General features: G+C 69.9%; 22 protein-coding genes. 21 read left to right on the top strand and 1 reads right to left on the bottom strand.

Annotated elements, in window-relative coordinates; all coding sequences use genetic code 11:
* The first annotated feature begins 5 nt into the window (after positions 1-5).
* The 20 genes from rplN (at position 6) to truA (ending at position 13212) form a co-directional block, all read left to right on the top strand.
* Positions 6-374, top strand: a complete 369-nt coding sequence (gene rplN / locus BJP40_RS20770) for a 50S ribosomal protein L14 (RefSeq protein ID WP_003956455.1) — start codon at positions 6-8, stop codon at positions 372-374.
* Between the two features lie 2 nt (positions 375-376).
* Positions 377-700 (top strand): 50S ribosomal protein L24, encoded by a 324-nt coding sequence (gene rplX, locus BJP40_RS20765; RefSeq protein WP_071273172.1) that lies wholly within the window; start codon positions 377-379, stop codon positions 698-700.
* Entirely contained in the window at positions 700-1257 is a 558-nt protein-coding gene (gene rplE / locus BJP40_RS20760) for a 50S ribosomal protein L5 (protein WP_019329632.1), read from the top strand. Before rplX ends, rplE begins: the two co-directional genes overlap by 1 nt.
* Positions 1258-1262: 5 nt before the next feature.
* On the top strand, positions 1263-1448 hold the full coding sequence (locus tag BJP40_RS20755) for a type Z 30S ribosomal protein S14 (RefSeq protein WP_003948630.1): 186 nt from the start codon (positions 1263-1265) through the stop codon (positions 1446-1448).
* A 209-nt stretch (positions 1449-1657) separates the two neighbouring features.
* Positions 1658-2056: a 30S ribosomal protein S8 gene (gene rpsH, locus BJP40_RS20750; protein WP_071273175.1), complete on the top strand. Its 399-nt coding sequence runs from the start codon at positions 1658-1660 to the stop codon at positions 2054-2056.
* A gap of 21 nt (positions 2057-2077) precedes the next feature.
* Positions 2078-2617: a 50S ribosomal protein L6 gene (gene rplF / locus BJP40_RS20745; protein WP_071273178.1), complete on the top strand. Its 540-nt coding sequence runs from the start codon at positions 2078-2080 to the stop codon at positions 2615-2617.
* Between the two features lie 3 nt (positions 2618-2620).
* A complete protein-coding gene (gene rplR, locus BJP40_RS20740) occupies positions 2621-3004 on the top strand; it encodes a 50S ribosomal protein L18 (RefSeq protein ID WP_071273181.1) in 384 nt (127 codons plus the stop codon).
* 40 nt (positions 3005-3044) lie between these two features.
* Positions 3045-3650, top strand: a complete 606-nt coding sequence (gene rpsE / locus BJP40_RS20735) for a 30S ribosomal protein S5 (protein ID WP_016645168.1) — start codon at positions 3045-3047, stop codon at positions 3648-3650.
* Entirely contained in the window at positions 3650-3832 is a 183-nt protein-coding gene (rpmD, locus tag BJP40_RS20730) for a 50S ribosomal protein L30 (protein WP_023587020.1), read from the top strand. Before rpsE ends, rpmD begins: the two co-directional genes overlap by 1 nt.
* Before the next feature lie 2 nt (positions 3833-3834).
* A complete protein-coding gene (rplO, locus tag BJP40_RS20725; protein ID WP_071273188.1) occupies positions 3835-4290 on the top strand; it encodes a 50S ribosomal protein L15 in 456 nt (151 codons plus the stop codon).
* A gap of 1428 nt (positions 4291-5718) precedes the next feature.
* A complete protein-coding gene (gene secY, locus BJP40_RS20720; RefSeq protein WP_071273191.1) occupies positions 5719-7038 on the top strand; it encodes a preprotein translocase subunit SecY in 1320 nt (439 codons plus the stop codon).
* Positions 7038-7697, top strand: a complete 660-nt coding sequence (locus BJP40_RS20715) for an adenylate kinase (RefSeq protein ID WP_071273194.1) — start codon at positions 7038-7040, stop codon at positions 7695-7697. Before secY ends, BJP40_RS20715 begins: the two co-directional genes overlap by 1 nt.
* Before the next feature lie 136 nt (positions 7698-7833).
* A complete protein-coding gene (map, locus tag BJP40_RS20710; RefSeq protein ID WP_071281652.1) occupies positions 7834-8670 on the top strand; it encodes a type I methionyl aminopeptidase in 837 nt (278 codons plus the stop codon).
* A 174-nt stretch (positions 8671-8844) separates the two neighbouring features.
* Positions 8845-9066, top strand: coding sequence for a translation initiation factor IF-1 (infA, locus tag BJP40_RS20705; protein WP_003956442.1), 222 nt, complete (start codon positions 8845-8847; stop codon positions 9064-9066).
* A gap of 56 nt (positions 9067-9122) precedes the next feature.
* Complete coding sequence (gene rpmJ / locus BJP40_RS20700) at positions 9123-9236, top strand: 50S ribosomal protein L36 (protein WP_071273200.1); 114 nt, start codon at positions 9123-9125, stop codon at positions 9234-9236.
* Between the two features lie 192 nt (positions 9237-9428).
* On the top strand, positions 9429-9809 hold the full coding sequence (gene rpsM / locus BJP40_RS20695; protein ID WP_071273203.1) for a 30S ribosomal protein S13: 381 nt from the start codon (positions 9429-9431) through the stop codon (positions 9807-9809).
* Positions 9810-9882: 73 nt separating this feature from the next.
* Positions 9883-10287, top strand: coding sequence for a 30S ribosomal protein S11 (gene rpsK / locus BJP40_RS20690; RefSeq protein ID WP_003956432.1), 405 nt, complete (start codon positions 9883-9885; stop codon positions 10285-10287).
* Positions 10288-10556: 269 nt separating this feature from the next.
* On the top strand, positions 10557-11579 hold the full coding sequence (locus tag BJP40_RS20685) for a DNA-directed RNA polymerase subunit alpha (protein WP_071273206.1): 1023 nt from the start codon (positions 10557-10559) through the stop codon (positions 11577-11579).
* Positions 11580-11727: 148 nt separating this feature from the next.
* A complete protein-coding gene (rplQ, locus tag BJP40_RS20680) occupies positions 11728-12207 on the top strand; it encodes a 50S ribosomal protein L17 (RefSeq protein WP_071281651.1) in 480 nt (159 codons plus the stop codon).
* Positions 12208-12336: 129 nt separating this feature from the next.
* Entirely contained in the window at positions 12337-13212 is an 876-nt protein-coding gene (truA, locus tag BJP40_RS20675) for a tRNA pseudouridine(38-40) synthase TruA (RefSeq protein WP_071281650.1), read from the top strand.
* On the opposite strand, the gene BJP40_RS20670 is transcribed toward truA, so the two are convergent.
* Complete coding sequence (locus tag BJP40_RS20670) at positions 13174-14232, bottom strand: hypothetical protein (protein ID WP_071281649.1); 1059 nt, start codon at positions 14230-14232, stop codon at positions 13174-13176. The genes truA and BJP40_RS20670 overlap by 39 nt on opposite strands.
* A gap of 77 nt (positions 14233-14309) precedes the next feature.
* Between BJP40_RS20670 and BJP40_RS20665 the strand changes: the two genes are divergently transcribed.
* Entirely contained in the window at positions 14310-15932 is a 1623-nt protein-coding gene (locus BJP40_RS20665) for an ABC-F family ATP-binding cassette domain-containing protein (RefSeq protein WP_107416823.1), read from the top strand.
* Positions 15933-16111: the final 179 nt, after the last annotated feature.

Below are 16111 nucleotides of genomic sequence, written 5' to 3'. Positions count from 1 at the left end.
TAGACGTGATCCAGCAGGAGTCGCGACTTCGGGTCGCCGACAACACTGGTGCGAAGGAGATCCTTTGCATCCGTGTGCTCGGTGGCTCCGGTCGCCGCTACGCGGGCATCGGTGACGTCATCGTCGCCACCGTCAAGGACGCGATCCCCGGTGGCAACGTGAAGAAGGGTGACGTCGTCAAGGCGGTCATCGTTCGCACCGTCAAGGAGCGCCGCCGCCAGGACGGCTCGTACATCCGCTTCGACGAGAACGCCGCCGTCATTCTGAAGAACGACGGCGACCCTCGCGGCACCCGTATCTTCGGCCCCGTGGGCCGTGAGCTGCGCGAGAAGAAGTTCATGAAGATCATCTCGCTCGCGCCGGAGGTGCTGTAAGCATGAAGATCAAGAAGGGCGACCTGGTCCAGGTCATCACCGGTAAGGACAAGGGCAAGCAGGGCAAGGTCATCGCGGCCTACCCCCGCGAGGACCGCGTCCTGGTCGAGGGTGTCAACCGGGTCAAGAAGCACGTCAAGGCGAACCAGCCGGGCCGCGCCTCCCAGGCCGGCGGCATCGTCACGGTCGAGGCCCCGGTCCACGTGAGCAACGTTCAGCTCGTCGTGGAGAAGGACGGCCAGAAGGTCGTGACCCGCGTCGGTTACCGCTTCGACGAGAACGGCAACAAGATCCGCGTTGCCAAGCGGACGGGTGAGGACATCTGATGGCTACCACCACCACTCCGCGTCTGAAGACGAAGTACCGCGAGGAGATCGCGGGCAAGCTGCGCGAGGAGTTCTCGTACGAGAACGTCATGCAGGTTCCCGGCCTCGTCAAGATCGTGGTCAACATGGGTGTGGGCGACGCCGCCCGCGACTCCAAGCTGATCGAGGGCGCCATCCGCGACCTCACCACGATCACCGGTCAGAAGCCGGCCGTCACCAAGGCCCGCAAGTCCATCGCGCAGTTCAAGCTGCGTGAGGGTCAGCCGATCGGTGCCCACGTCACGCTCCGTGGCGACCGCATGTGGGAGTTCCTGGACCGCACCCTGTCGCTCGCGCTCCCGCGCATCCGCGACTTCCGTGGTCTGTCCCCCAAGCAGTTCGACGGCCGTGGCAACTACACCTTCGGTCTCACGGAGCAGGTCATGTTCCACGAGATCGACCAGGACAAGATCGACCGCGTCCGGGGTATGGACATCACCGTGGTCACCACGGCGACCAACGACGCTGAGGGCCGCGCGCTCCTCCGTCACCTCGGCTTCCCGTTCAAGGAGGCGTGAGCGAGATGGCGAAGAAGGCTCTGATCGCGAAGGCTGCTCGCAAGCCCAAGTTCGGTGTGCGTGGCTACACCCGTTGCCAGCGCTGCGGTCGTCCGCACTCCGTGTACCGCAAGTTCGGCCTGTGCCGTGTGTGCCTTCGTGAGATGGCTCACCGCGGCGAGCTGCCGGGCGTCACCAAGAGCTCCTGGTAACAACCGACTTCGGTTGACGCCAGGCTCTCGGTAAGCACTCTGGCCGGCAGTCGCCCTTCTCCCCATGCCGTAGGCTTGTGGGGTTGGGCGCCTGCCGCCCATACGACTTACTACGCCGTAGGTCCCCGCGCCGCACCCGTCCCGCCCCTGAGCGGGGAGAGGGATGGCGCATACAGGAAACCCCGGCGAGAGAGGCCCAAGGCCAATTCATGACCATGACTGATCCGATCGCAGACATGCTCACGCGTCTGCGTAACGCGAACTCGGCGTACCACGACTCCGTGTCGATGCCGCACAGCAAGATCAAGTCTCACATCGCGGAGATCCTCAAGCAGGAGGGCTTCATCACGGACTGGAAGGTCGAGGACGCCGAGGTCGGTAAGAACCTCGTCCTCGAGCTCAAGTACGGTCCGAACCGTGAGCGCTCCATCGCGGGCATCAAGCGGATCTCGAAGCCCGGTCTCCGGGTCTACGCGAAGTCCACGAACCTGCCGAAGGTCCTCGGCGGTCTCGGCGTGGCGATCATCTCCACGTCGCACGGCCTCCTGACCGGCCAGCAGGCACAGAAGAAGGGCGTGGGTGGGGAAGTCCTCGCCTACGTCTGGTAATCGGGAACGGAGGAATAGCCAATGTCGCGTATCGGCAAGCTCCCCATCTCGGTTCCCGCTGGTGTGGACGTCACCATCGACGGCCGTACGGTGCAGGTGAAGGGCCCCAAGGGCACCCTGAGCCACACCGTCGCCGCGCCGATCGAGATCGCCAGGGACGAGGACGGCACCCTGCGTGTCACCCGCCCGAACGACGAGCGTCAGAACAAGGCCCTGCACGGCCTGTCCCGCACGCTGGTGGCGAACATGATCACCGGCGTGACCCAGGGGTACACGAAGGCGCTCGAGATCAGCGGTGTCGGTTACCGCGTCGCCGCCAAGGGCTCCAACCTGGAGTTCCAGCTCGGATACAGCCACCCGATCCTGGTGGAGGCCCCCGAGGGCATCTCCTTCAAGGTCGAGTCGCCGACCAAGTTCTCGGTCGAGGGCATCGACAAGCAGAAGGTCGGCGAGGTCGCCGCGAACATCCGCAAGCTGCGCAAGCCCGACCCGTACAAGGCCAAGGGCGTGAAGTACGCGGGCGAGGTCATCCGCCGCAAGGTCGGAAAGGCTGGTAAGTAAGCCATGGCATACGGCGTGAAGATTGCCAAGGGCAAGGCCTACAAGGGCGCTGCTCTGAAGCGTCGCCACATCCGCATCCGCAAGAAGATCGCGGGTACCGCGGACCGTCCGCGTCTGGTCGTGACGCGCTCCAACCGTGGCATCACCGCCCAGGTCATCGACGACATCGCCGGCCGCACGGTCGCCTCGGCGTCGCACCTGGACGCGTCCATCCGCGGCGGCGAGGGCGACAAGTCGGCGAAGGCGAAGCAGGTCGGCCAGCTCGTGGCCGAGCGTGCCAAGGCCGCCGGTGTCGAGGCCGTCGTGTTCGACCGCGGTGGCAACAGGTACGCGGGGCGCATCGCCGCCCTGGCGGACGCCGCCCGCGAAGCCGGACTCAAGTTCTGAGCCGCTTCCGTAGCTAGCGGAGAAGAGAGAGGTAATTCCAATGGCTGGACCCCAGCGCCGCGGTGGCGGCGCCGGTGGCGGCGAGCGGCGGGACCGGAAGGGCCGTGACGGCGGCGCTGCTGCCGCCGAGAAGACCGCGTACGTTGAGCGCGTCGTCGCGATCAACCGTGTTGCCAAGGTTGTGAAGGGTGGTCGTCGCTTCAGCTTCACCGCGCTGGTCGTGGTGGGCGACGGTGACGGCACCGTGGGTGTCGGTTACGGCAAGGCCAAGGAGGTGCCGGCCGCGATCGCCAAGGGCGTGGAGGAGGCCAAGAAGCACTTCTTCAAGGTCCCCCGCATCCAGGGCACCATCCCGCACCCCATCCAGGGTGAGAAGGCCGCGGGCGTCGTCCTGCTCAAGCCTGCTTCCCCCGGTACCGGTGTGATCGCCGGTGGTCCGGTGCGCGCCGTCCTGGAGTGCGCCGGCGTCCACGACATCCTGTCGAAGTCGCTCGGCTCCGACAACGCGATCAACATCGTGCACGCGACCGTGGCGGCCCTGAAGGGCCTGCAGCGTCCCGAGGAGATCGCGGCCCGCCGCGGTCTGCCGCTCGAGGACGTCGCCCCCGCGGCCCTGCTGCGTGCGCGTGCGGGAGCGGGTGCGTAATGGCTCGCCTCAAGATCACGCAGACGAAGTCGTACATCGGCAGCAAGCAGAACCACCGTGACACCCTGCGGACCCTGGGCCTCAAGCGCCTGGGTGACGTGGTCGTCAAGGAGGACCGCCCCGAGTTCCGCGGCATGGTGCACACCGTCCGCCACCTCGTGACGGTCGAGGAGGTCGACTGATCATGGCGGAGCAGAACCCGCTGAAGATCCACAACCTCCGTCCCGCCCCGGGCGCCAAGACCGCCAAGACCCGTGTGGGTCGTGGTGAGGCGTCGAAGGGTAAGACGGCCGGTCGTGGTACCAAGGGCACGAAGGCCCGTTACCAGGTTCCGGAGCGCTTCGAGGGTGGCCAGATGCCTCTCCACATGCGCCTCCCGAAGCTCAAGGGCTTCAAGAACCCCTTCAAGACCGAGTACCAGGTCGTGAACCTGGACAAGCTCGCCTCCCTCTACCCCGAGGGTGGCGAGGTCACGGTCGACGACCTGGTCGCCAAGGGCGCGGTTCGCAAGAACCAGCTCGTCAAGGTGCTCGGCCAGGGCGAGGTCTCCGTGGCGCTGCAGGTGACGGTCGACGCCGTCTCCGGCTCCGCCAAGGAGAAGATCACCGCCGCCGGCGGTACGGTCACCGAGCTCGTCTGAGCCTCGCGCTGACGCTTCACGGCCCGGGTGGCCGCCCCTTCGAGGGCGGTCGCCCGGGCCGCGGCGTTTTCCGGGGCCGGGCCGGCCGGCTGCCGGGGCCCGCGGGTGGCGCCCCGGCCCCTTCGCGGGCAGGCCCCGGGTGATGCGGTGACGCCCGCCGGCCCGTCGCGGTGTGGGACGGCGTGGCCTGGGGGCCGGGGCAGGGGAAAGGCCCGCTCGTCGGCCGCCCCGCACACCTGCGGCATGCGGTACGGCGGCGTCCGGCGGTCCCGCGCACCCGGTCTGCGCGGGGCGGCCGCTGCTCCCCTGGTTCCCGCGGTGGGCCCGCCCGGTGCAGGCAGCCGTATGGCGGTCGGCCCCGCGGTACGTCCGTCAGCTGCCCGGGACGCGGACGGCGGTCCGGTCCCGTGGTACGTCCGGCCGGCGCTTCCGGCGCTTCCGGCGCTTCCGGCGCTTCCGGCGCTTCCGGCGTGCGAGGCGCTTCGACCCGTGACCGGGCCCGGTCGTACGGCGGGGCGGGAGCCACGGGCCGGGTGCGCGCCGTGACGCGGAACGCGGGGGCGCGGGCCCTGGCCGTCCGGGGTGAGGAGCCCCAAGGCGGGAGCTACCGCAGCGGCCGAGACGTGCAGCCGCAGGGCGGGGGAGGCCGGGTCGCGGGGCTGGGGGGTGAGGCCCGGGCGGCCGGGTCGCTGGGCCGGGGGTGAAGGCCGCTCGGTGCGCCGGGTTCTGGGGCGGCCGTGGCGTGCAGCCGCTGGGCGGGAGGCGCGGCGGGGCGTGGCCGGCCGTGGTCGGTGGGGGGCGTACGCCCCGGGGGCCGCGCCGCCGGGCCGCACCGGGCGGTGGCGCGGCGGCTCCGGCCCCTGGGAGCCGAGCCGTCCGGCCGCGGTGGCGACGACCGCCCCGCCCCGGATGCCTGCGCCCGCAGCGAACCTCGCGCATGCCCCACCCGTCCTGTGGCACACGGGCGACCCGCCCCGGAGCGCCCATCCTGCGCCCCGGTCTTCCTGGAGTCGCTGCCGTCTCCGCGGGCCGGGGAGGGGCCGGGCATCGGGACCCTGTGGCACCGCTGCGGCCCCGCCGACCTGCGCTCCAGGCGGTCCCGCCCGTCCGGAGGGGACCGGGAGGCGGCGGCTGCGAGGCCGGGCCGGCCTCGCAGCGGGGGCGGGAGCCCCGGGAAACCGCGGTCGGGGAGTCGCGCTTGCGGGTGAAAGCGAGGGAGGGGGAACAGGAGCCCCCGGACCCCCGTTCAGCAGGGGCGTCCCGGCCTACGGCGGTCCGCAGATGTTTCCCGTGGCACGCAAGGGCGGGTAGGGTGGCGCCATTAATCTTCGGGCGGACTGTGCGCGCACAGTGCCGCCCTGCCAGGTAACCGCTGATTCTTTTACCCGTCGCCTCTGACGCGCTAGCTCGGGGGTCGCAGGAGGCACCGTGCTCACCGCGTTCGCCCGGGCGTTCAAGACGCCCGACCTGCGTAAGAAGCTGCTCTTCACGTTCGGCATCATCGTGATCTACCGGCTCGGTGCGCACATCCCCGTTCCCGGTGTGAACTACGAGAACGTCCAGATCTGTGTCGACCAGGCACAGCAGGGCAACAACAACCTGCTCGGTCTCGTGAACATGTTCAGCGGTGGTGCCCTGCTGCAGATCACCATCTTCGCGCTCGGCATCATGCCGTACATCACGGCGAGCATCATCCTTCAGCTGCTGACCGTGGTCATCCCGCGGCTGGAGGCCCTCAAGAAGGAGGGGCAGACCGGCCAGGCGAAGATCACGCAGTACACGCGCTACCTGACCGTCGCGCTCGCCATCCTCCAGGGCACCGGCCTGGTCGCCACCGCCAAGAGCGGTGCGCTGTTCACCGGCTGCACCGTGGGCACCCAGATCGTGCACAACCCGACGATCTTCACGATCATCGTCATGGTCATCACGATGACCGCCGGCACCGCCCTCGTGATGTGGCTCGGTGAGCTCGTCACCGACCGCGGTATCGGCAACGGCATGTCGATCCTGATGTTCATCTCGATCGCCGCCGGCTTCCCCGGCTCCCTCTGGGCCATCAAGGAGAGCGGCAAGCTCGCCAAGGGCTGGATCGAGTTCGGCACCGTCATCCTGATCGGCTTCGTGATGGTCGCCCTGGTCGTCTTCGTCGAGCAGGCCCAGCGCCGCATCCCGGTCCAGTACGCGAAGCGCATGATCGGCCGTCGGTCCTACGGCGGCACGTCGACGTACATCCCTCTCAAGGTGAACCAGGCGGGTGTGATTCCCGTCATCTTCGCCTCGTCGCTGCTCTACATCCCGATCCTGATCGTCCAGTTCGCAGGCAGCGCCAACACCGGGTGGTCTGCGTGGATTCAGCAGCATATGGTCGACGGCAAGCCCATCCACACGATCATCTACTTCTTCCTGATCGTGTTCTTCGCCTTCTTCTACGTGGCCATCTCCTTCAACCCCGAGGAAGTGGCCGACAACATGAAGAAGTATGGTGGCTTCATCCCGGGCATCCGGGCTGGTCGACCTACTGCTGAGTACCTGAGCTACGTGCTGAACCGGATCACTTGGCCGGGCTCGCTGTACCTGGGTCTGATCGCTCTCGTGCCGACAATGGCGTTGGCGGGCTTCGGCGGTGCGAACCAGAACTTCCCGTTCGGCGGGACGAGCATCCTGATCATCGTGGGTGTGGGGCTGGAGACCGTGAAGCAGATCGAGAGTCAGCTCCAGCAGCGCAACTACGAAGGGTTCCTCCGCTGATGCGAATCGTCCTCGTCGGGCCGCCCGGTGCAGGCAAGGGAACGCAGGCCGCGTTCCTCGCCAAGAACCTGTCGATCCCGCACATCTCCACGGGCGACCTGTTCCGAGCCAACATCAGCCAGGGCACCGAGCTGGGCAAGCAGGCGAAGGCGTTCATGGACGCCGGCCAGCTGGTCCCCGACGAGGTCACCATCGGGATGGCCAAGGACCGCATGTCCCAGCCGGACGCCACCGGCGGCTTCCTGCTCGACGGCTTCCCGCGCAACGTGGCCCAGGCCGAGGCGCTCGACGCCATGCTGGAGGCCGAGGGCATGAAGCTGGACGCGGTGCTCGACCTGGAGGTCCCGGAGGACGAGGTCGTGAAGCGGATCGCGGGCCGCCGCATCTGCCGCAACGACAGCGCACACGTCTTCCACGTGTCGTACACCCCGCCGAAGCAGGACGGCGTCTGCGACGTCTGCGGCGGCGAGCTCTACCAGCGCGACGACGACTCCGAGGAGACCGTCCGCACGCGGCTGGAGGTCTACCACACGCAGACCGAGCCGATCATCGACCACTACAAGGGCCAGGGCCTGGTCGTCACGATCTCCGCGCTCGGCAAGGTGAACGAGGTCACCGACCGCGCCATGGGCGCCCTGCGGGGCGAGCAGGCCGCGTAACCCTCCCTCTCCGTCGTCTCGGCCGCGGTGCCCTCTGGGTGCCGCGGCCGAGGCGTTGTCGTCGGGCGTGCGCCCGTATGGTGGTACTGCAGTCCCTTCGAACCCCCTCGTCCGTCCGAGAAAGGCGTCAGCCGACATGGTGCAGATCAAGACCCCGGAGCAGATCGCGAAGATGCGCGAGGCGGGGCTGGTCGTCGCCGCCATCCACCGGGCGACGCGTGAGGCCGCCGTCCCCGGAGCCACCACCAAGGACCTCGACGAGGCGGCGCGGAAGGTCATCGCCGAGCACGGCGCCAAGTCGAACTTCCTCGGCTACGGCGGCTTCCCCGCCACCATCTGCACCTCGGTCAACGAGGTCGTCGTCCACGGCATCCCCAGCGACGACGTCGTCCTCAAGGACGGCGACATCATCTCCGTCGACGCCGGCGCCATCATCGACGGCTGGCACGGCGACGCCGCGTACACCGCGTTCGTCGGCTCCGGGCACGCCCCCGAGCTGATCGAGCTGTCCCGGGTCACCGAGGCGTCGATGTGGGCCGGCATCGCCGCGATGAAGAACGGCAACCGACTGGTGGACATCTCCCGGGCCATCGAGACGTACATCCGCCGCCAGCCGAAGCCGGGCGGCGGCAAGTACGGGATCATCGAGGACTACGGCGGCCACGGCATCGGCTCCGAGATGCACATGGACCCGCACCTGCTGAACTACGTCACCCGCAAGCGCGGCAAGGGACCGAAGCTGGTGCCCGGCTTCTGCCTGGCGATCGAACCGATGGTGTCGCTCGGGACGCCCAGGACCGAGGTCCTGGAGGACGAGTGGACCGTCATCACGACCGACGGCACCTGGTCCTCGCACTGGGAGCACTCCGTCGCCCTCACCGAGGACGGCCCCCTCGTCCTGACGGCCCCCGACGGAGGCAAGGCCCGTCTCGCGGAGCTCGGCGTCACCGCGGCGCCCGACCCGCTCGGCTAGGCCCCCGTTCCCCGTGCGACCCGCGCCCCGCGGCGCGCGTAGGGATCATCGAGGTTGGGCAGAATTCGTCTTTCCGCGGGGCGTGGCGTAGACTGACGCGTCGGCTCTCGTGTACCCGTGTGTCCGCACACGGCTGCGGGAGTCGATCAAGGTAGCCGATTCGAAGGGCGAAGCGTGGCCAAGAAGCAAGGTGCCATCGAAATTGAGGGCACCGTGATCGAGTCCCTGCCGAACGCGATGTTCAAGGTGGAGCTCCAGAACGGTCACAAGGTCCTCGCGCACATCAGCGGCAAGATGCGGATGCACTACATCCGTATCCTCCCGGATGACCGGGTCGTCGTGGAGCTGTCTCCGTACGACCTGACGCGTGGCCGGATCGTCTACCGATACAAGTAGATCTTGTCCGTGCCCCATTCCGCGGGGCGCTGGCACTGACCCGGAGAACCTCACCCATGAAGGTCAAGCCGAGCGTCAAGACGATCTGCGACAAGTGCAAGGTGATCCGCCGTCACGGCCGGGTCATGGTCATCTGCGAAAACCTGCGCCACAAGCAGCGCCAGGGCTGACGCACGCCGACCGACCTGCACTCCGCAGTTCACGCGCGACGCAACGTTTCTTTGTACATACGCAGTGCCCGCCCGACCGGTGTCGAAACCGGTTGGCGACACCTCCGGCGGGGGCCGGGGACCCGGAACGTACCTCGTACGGCGGCCGGGAACGGCACTGCGGAAGACCCCCGAGCACACAGGAGCCATTGAATGGCACGCGTTTCCGGTGTCGACATCCCGCGCGACAAGCGCGTGGAGGTCGCACTCACCTACGTCTTCGGCATTGGCCGCACCCTGGCGCAGGAGACCCTCGCCGCCACTGGTGTGAACCCGAACACCCGCGTTCGCGACCTGTCCGAGGAGGACCTGGTCAAGATCCGCGAGTACGTGGACAACAACATCAAGACCGAGGGTGACCTCCGCCGCGAAGTCCAGGCCGACATCCGCCGCAAGGTCGAGATCGGCTGCTACCAGGGTCTGCGCCACCGCCGTGGTCTGCCGGTCCGCGGTCAGCGCACCAGCACGAACGCGCGTACCCGCAAGGGCCCGCGTCGCGCCATCGCCGGTAAGAAGAAGCCGGGCAAGAAGTAGTCCGCAGCGGACGAACCGTCCAACGGTCTTCGCTCTTCGCTGTAGGACCGACCACCTCCCGTAGGAGTTAGAGATGCCCCCCAAGGGACGTCAGGGCGCTGCCAAGAAGGTGCGCCGCAAGGAAAAGAAGAACGTCGCTCACGGCCACGCGCACATCAAGAGCACGTTCAACAACACGATCGTCTCGATCACGGACCCGTCCGGCAACGTGATCTCCTGGGCCTCCGCCGGCCACGTCGGCTTCAAGGGCTCGCGCAAGTCGACTCCGTTCGCCGCGCAGATGGCCGCCGAGTCCGCCGCGCGCCGCGCTCAGGAGCACGGCATGCGCAAGGTCGACGTCTTCGTCAAGGGCCCGGGCTCCGGTCGTGAGACCGCGATCCGTTCCCTCCAGGCCACCGGCCTTGAGGTCGGCTCCATCCAGGACGTCACGCCGACCCCGCACAACGGCTGCCGCCCGCCGAAGCGCCGCCGCGTCTGACGCCGGTGCCGTGCGGCGCCGAGCGTGTCGCACGAGGGCGTGGGCCGTGCCGGGGGTCCGGGGGTCGTCCCCCGGGTGTCCGCGGTACGGCTGCCGCCCGCCGAAGCGCCGCCGCGGCTGACGCCGCGCTTCGCTCTGCTTGAGGGTCCGGGCGGTACGCCTCTTTTCTGGCGTACCGCCCGTACCCTTGCTAAGTGACACCACCGGGCAGCCGCCCGGTGACCGAGGACGTCAAATAGCGGGCGTCCACGACTGAAGGACACATCACCATGCTGATCGCTCAGCGTCCCTCGCTGACCGAAGAGGTTGTCGACGAGTACCGCTCGCGGTTCGTCATCGAGCCGCTGGAGCCCGGCTTCGGCTACACGCTCGGCAACTCCCTCCGTCGCACCCTCCTCTCCTCCATCCCCGGTGCCGCTGTCACCAGCATCCGCATCGACGGGGTCCTGCACGAGTTCACCACCGTGCCGGGCGTCAAGGAGGACGTCACCGACCTGATCCTCAACATCAAGCAGCTCGTCGTCTCCTCGGAGCACGACGAGCCCGTCGTGATGTACCTGCGCAAGCAGGGCCCGGGCCTGGTCACCGCCGCCGACATCGCGCCCCCGGCCGGTGTCGAGGTGCACAACCCCGACCTCGTCCTCGCCACGCTCAACAGCAAGGGCAAGCTGGAGATGGAGCTGACCGTCGAGCGCGGTCGCGGCTACGTCTCCGCCGTGCAGAACAAGCAGGTGGGCCAGGAGATCGGCCGCATCCCGGTCGACTCCATCTACTCGCCCGTCCTGAAGGTGACCTACAAGGTCGAGGCCACCCGAGTCGAGCAGCGCACCGACTTCGACAAGCTGATCGTCGACGTCGAGACCAAGCAGGCCATGCGGCCGCGCGACGCCATGGCGTCCGCCGGCAAGACGCTGGTCGAGCTGTTCGGTCTCGCCCGTGAGCTGAACATCGACGCCGAGGGCATCGACATGGGCCCGTCCCCCACGGACGCCGCCCTGGCCGCCGACCTGGCGCTGCCCATCGAGGAGCTGGAGCTCACCGTCCGCTCCTACAACTGCCTCAAGCGCGAGGGCATCCACTCCGTGGGCGAGCTCGTCGCCCGCTCCGAGGCCGACCTGCTCGACATCCGCAACTTCGGTGCGAAGTCGATCGACGAGGTCAAGGCGAAGCTGGCCGGCATGGGCCTGGCCCTCAAGGACAGCCCGCCCGGATTCGACCCGACCTCCGCCGCCGACACCTTCGGCGCGGACGACGACGCCGACTCCGGCTTCGTCGAGACCGAGCAGTACTGACCGGCCGGGGCGTCCCCAGCGGACCGCCCTGCCGTCACCCGCACCACCGAGCGCCCGCGCTCACGCGATAGCTGCCCGCAGGCATCCGCCTGCGGGGTCCTGACACCGGTACCTGACACGGCCGGTGCAGATCACAAGGAGAAACACCATGCCGAAGCCCGCCAAGGGCGCCCGTCTGGGCGGCAGCGCTGCGCACGAGAAGCTGCTCCTCGCGAACCTCGCGAAGTCGCTCTTCGAGCACGGCCGCATCACCACGACCGAGGCCAAGGCCCGCCGCCTGCGCCCCGTCGCCGAGCGCCTGATCACCAAGGCGAAGAAGGGCGACATCCACAACCGTCGCCTGGTGCTGCAGACGATCACGGACAAGGGCATCGTCCACACGCTCTTCACCGAGATCGCCCCGCGCTACGCCGAGCGCCCGGGTGGCTACACCCGCATCACGAAGATCGGCAACCGTCGCGGCGACAACGCCCCGATGGCGGTCATCGAGCTGGTCGAGGGCGAGATCGCCAAGAAGGCGACCGTCGCCGAGGCCGAGGCCGCGACCAAGCGCGCGGTGAAGGAGGCCGACGAGGCCAAGGCCGACGAGGCCGCCGAGGCTCCGGCCGAGGAGACCAAGGAGGCCTGAGCCTCCTCCCCTCCCGCGTGAGCGGGGGAGGACCGGAGGCCCGAAAGCCTCCTGAGCTACGGCTCTGACGGGCCCGTCCCCCTGGGACGGGCCCGTTCCGTATGAGAAGGGGTCTGAGAGGATCGTGGCGTGAGCGATGAGGTGGAGCCCGGTTTCGTACGGGTGCGGCTGGACCTGTCGTACGACGGCAGGGACTTCCACGGCTGGGCCAAACAAGCCGGCGGGCAGCGCACCGTGCAGGGCGAGATCGAGGACGCGCTGCGCACGGTGACGCGGTCCTCCGAGACGTACGAGCTGACCGTCGCCGGGCGGACCGACGCCGGGGTGCACGCCCGCGGCCAGGTCGCCCACGTCGACCTGCCGCAGGACGTGTGGGACGCGCACCGGGAGAAGCTGCTGCGGCGGCTCGCGGGACGGCTGTCGCACGACGTGCGGATCTGGCGTGTGGAGGAGGCGCCCCCCGGGTTCAACGCCCGGTTCTCGGCGATCTGGCGGCGCTACGCCTACCGCGTCACCGACGCCCCGGGCGGTGTCGACCCGCTGCTGCGCGGCCACGTCCTCTGGCACGACTGGACCCTCGACGTCGACGCCATGAACGCCGCCGCCGAGACCCTGCTCGGGGAGCACGACTTCGCCGCGTACTGCAAGCGGCGCGACGGGGCCACCACCATCCGCACGCTCCAGGAGCTGCGGTGGGAGCGGCTGCCGAGCGGCGTCCTGGAAGCCACCGTGCGGGCCGACGCCTTCTGCCACAACATGGTGCGCTCGCTCGTCGGGGCGCTGCTGTTCGTCGGCGACGGGCACCAGGGCGTGGAGTGGCCCGCGAAGGTGCTGGCCGCGCGGGTGCGGGACTCCGCCGTGCACGTCGTCCGGCCCCACGGGCTCACCCTGGAGGAGGTCGGGTATCCGGCGGACGAGCTGCTGGCCGCCCGCAACCGGGAGGCCCGCAACAAGCGCTCCCTGCCGTCACTGACCGCCGGAAGCGGGAGTGGTGGCTGCTGCTGACGCCTGGGCGCGGCCCCGTGCGTAGATCTGGTTGAAGGTGAAGGTGCCCAGGTCGTCGCTGGTCTGGAAGACGGCGGCGTCCTGCTGGGTGACCTTGCGGCCGTCGGCGAAGCCGGCCTGCGTGAAGTAGGCGTAGCGGCCGAGCGCGTTGGAGCGGCGCAGGCAGACCGTCGCGCGGCAGAAGGTGTCGACGCCGTCGCCGGCCAGCGGCGCGATGCCGCCCTTGGCGTCCTGCTTGGCCTTCAGCGCCGTCGCCTCGTCCTCGAAGAGGGCGACGCCGGCGGTGACGGCGACCCCGTCCCGCTCGTAGGTGGCGCGGATCACCCGGGTGCATCCGTGCTGCTGCAGCACCGCGCCGAGACCGTCCTTGCCGGCGCCCGCGCAGTTCGTCGTGGAGGCGACGGCGCCCTTCCGGTAGACGCGGTCCCCCACGGTGAGCTTCTTGCCGGGGAACAGGTCCTCCGGTGCGAGCGGCGCCTTGTCCTTGTCCGCGGTGGTGAGGAAGTCCATCGGGTCCGGCGGGGGAGCGGGCGCGACCGAGGAGAACGACGGCTCGGGTCCGGCCGTCCCCGCGGGGATCTCGGGGCCGCCGGGGGCGGTCGCGGCGCTGCCGGCCGGGGCCTGCGCGGTCGTGCCCTTGTCGGCCGCGGTCACGGCGACGGCCACGACGGTGCCGATGGCGGCGACGGCGAGGAGGCCGCCACCGGCCAGCATGAAGCGCTTGCGGCGCTGCCGGGCGGCGGAGGCGTCGGCGAGGGCGCCCCAGTCCGGGGTGTGCGCGTCGGAGGCCGCCGCGCCGAAGGGGCTGCTGCTCCCGCCTCCGAAGGGCTGCGCGGGCTGCTGCCCGTACGGTCCGCCGTACGGCTCGGCGGACTGCCCGGCGTGCGGCTGAGCGGGCTGCTGCCCGGCGTAAGGGTCGCCGTACCGTCCCCCCGGCTGCTGTCCTTGCGGCGGCGGGCCGAAGCCCTGCCCGCCCTGCTGCTGCGGCTCCTGCGGCCACTGCGGTCCCCCAAAGCTCATGCCGCGCATCCTAGACCGGGCGGGCCGCTCGGAAATCCGTTGGGCCGACGGCCGCCGGGCCGGGGAGAATGCGCGGCATGGGGCATGTCGAGGTCGCGCATCTGGAGTACTACCTGCCGGACGGACGGGCGCTGCTCGCCGACGCGTCGTTCCGGGTCGGTGAGGGGGCCGTCGTGGCCCTCGTCGGGGCCAACGGCGCGGGGAAGACGACCCTCCTGCGGCTGATCGCCGGGGAGTTGCAGCCGCACGGCGGCTCGGTGTCGGTCAGCGGCGGCCTGGGCGTCATGCCGCAGTTCGTGGGGTCCGTACGGGACGAGCGGACGGTGCGGGACCTGCTGGTGTCCGTGGCGCCGCCGGAGATCCGAAAGGCCGCGCGGGAGGTCGACGAGGCCGAGCACCTCGTGATGACCGTGGACGACGAGGCCGCGCAGCTGCGCTACGCGCAGGCGCTCAGCGACTGGGCGGAGGTGCGCGGGTACGAGTCCGAGACCCTCTGGGACGTGTGCACGACGGCCGCGCTGGGCGTGCCGTACGAGAAGGCGCAGTGGCGGCAGGTGCGCACCCTCAGCGGCGGCGAGCAGAAGCGGCTGGTGCTGGAGGCGCTGCTGCGCGGACCCGACCAGGTGCTGCTGCTGGACGAGCCCGACAACTACCTGGACGTGCCCGGCAAGCGGTGGCTGGAGGAGCGGCTCGCGGAGACCCGCAAGACGGTGCTGTTCATCTCGCACGACCGGGAGCTGCTGTCCCGGGCCGCGCAGAAGATCGTCGCGGTGGAACCGGGGCCCGCGGGGTCGGACGTGTGGGTGCACGGCGGCGGGTTCGGGACGTTCCACGAGGCGCGGCGGGAGCGCTTCGCCCGCTTCGAGGAGCTGAAGCGGCGCTGGGAGGAGAAGCACGCCCAGCTGAAGAAGCTCGTGGCGACCCTGCGGCAGGCCGCCTCCGTCAGCCACGAGATGGCCTCCCGGTACGCGGCGGCGCAGACACGGCTGCGGAAGTTCGAGGAGGCCGGGCCGCCGCCGGAGCCTCCGCGCGAGCAGGACATCCGGATGCGGCTGCGCGGCGGGCGCACCGGTCTGCGCGCGGTGACCTGCGAGCGGCTGGAGCTCACCGGCCTGATGAAGCCGTTCGACCTGGAGGTCTTCTACGGCGAGCGGGTCGCCGTGCTGGGCTCGAACGGGTCGGGCAAGTCGCACTTCCTGCGGCTGCTGGCGGGCGACCCGTCCGTGGCCCACACGGGGCACTGGAAGCTGGGCGCGCGCGTCGTGCCCGGCCACTTCGCCCAGACCCACGCACACCCCGAACTGGAGGGCCGCACGCTCGTCGACATCCTGTGGACCGAGCACGCCAAGGACCGGGGCGGCGCGATGTCGGCGCTGCGCCGGTACGAGCTGGAGCGCCAGGGCGACCAGAGCTTCGACCGGCTGTCGGGCGGGCAGCAGGCGCGGTTCCAGATCCTGCTGCTGGAACTGTCGGGGACGACGGCGCTGCTGCTGGACGAGCCGACGGACAACCTGGACCTGGAGTCGGCGGAGGCGCTCCAGGCCGGCCTGGAGGCGTATGAGGGGACGGTGCTGGCGGTGACGCACGACCGCTGGTTCGCCCGGTCCTTCGACCGGTTCCTGGTGTTCGGCGCGGACGGGGTCGTGCGGGAGACGGCGGAGCCGGTGTGGGACGAGCGGAGGGTGCAGCGGGCGCGGTGAGGCGCGCTGCGGTCAGGGACGGGGCGCGCCCGCCCGCGCTGCGGTGACCGGCCGGCCGGTCCCGGATCCGGTCGGTGGGTGCGGGTGGTGCGTGCGCGTGCGGTGGGTGCGGGTGGTGCGCGGGCGGGCGGTGCCCGGGGCTTCGGGGCCGCTTGAGTCTGCGGGGCTGCACGGGGCTG

Origin of the sequence: Streptomyces sp. CC53, assembly GCF_001865245.1 — a bacterium.
In the GTDB taxonomy this organism is placed as follows: domain Bacteria; phylum Actinomycetota; class Actinomycetes; order Streptomycetales; family Streptomycetaceae; genus Streptomyces.
This window is presented reverse-complemented; position numbering and strand designations above follow the sequence as displayed.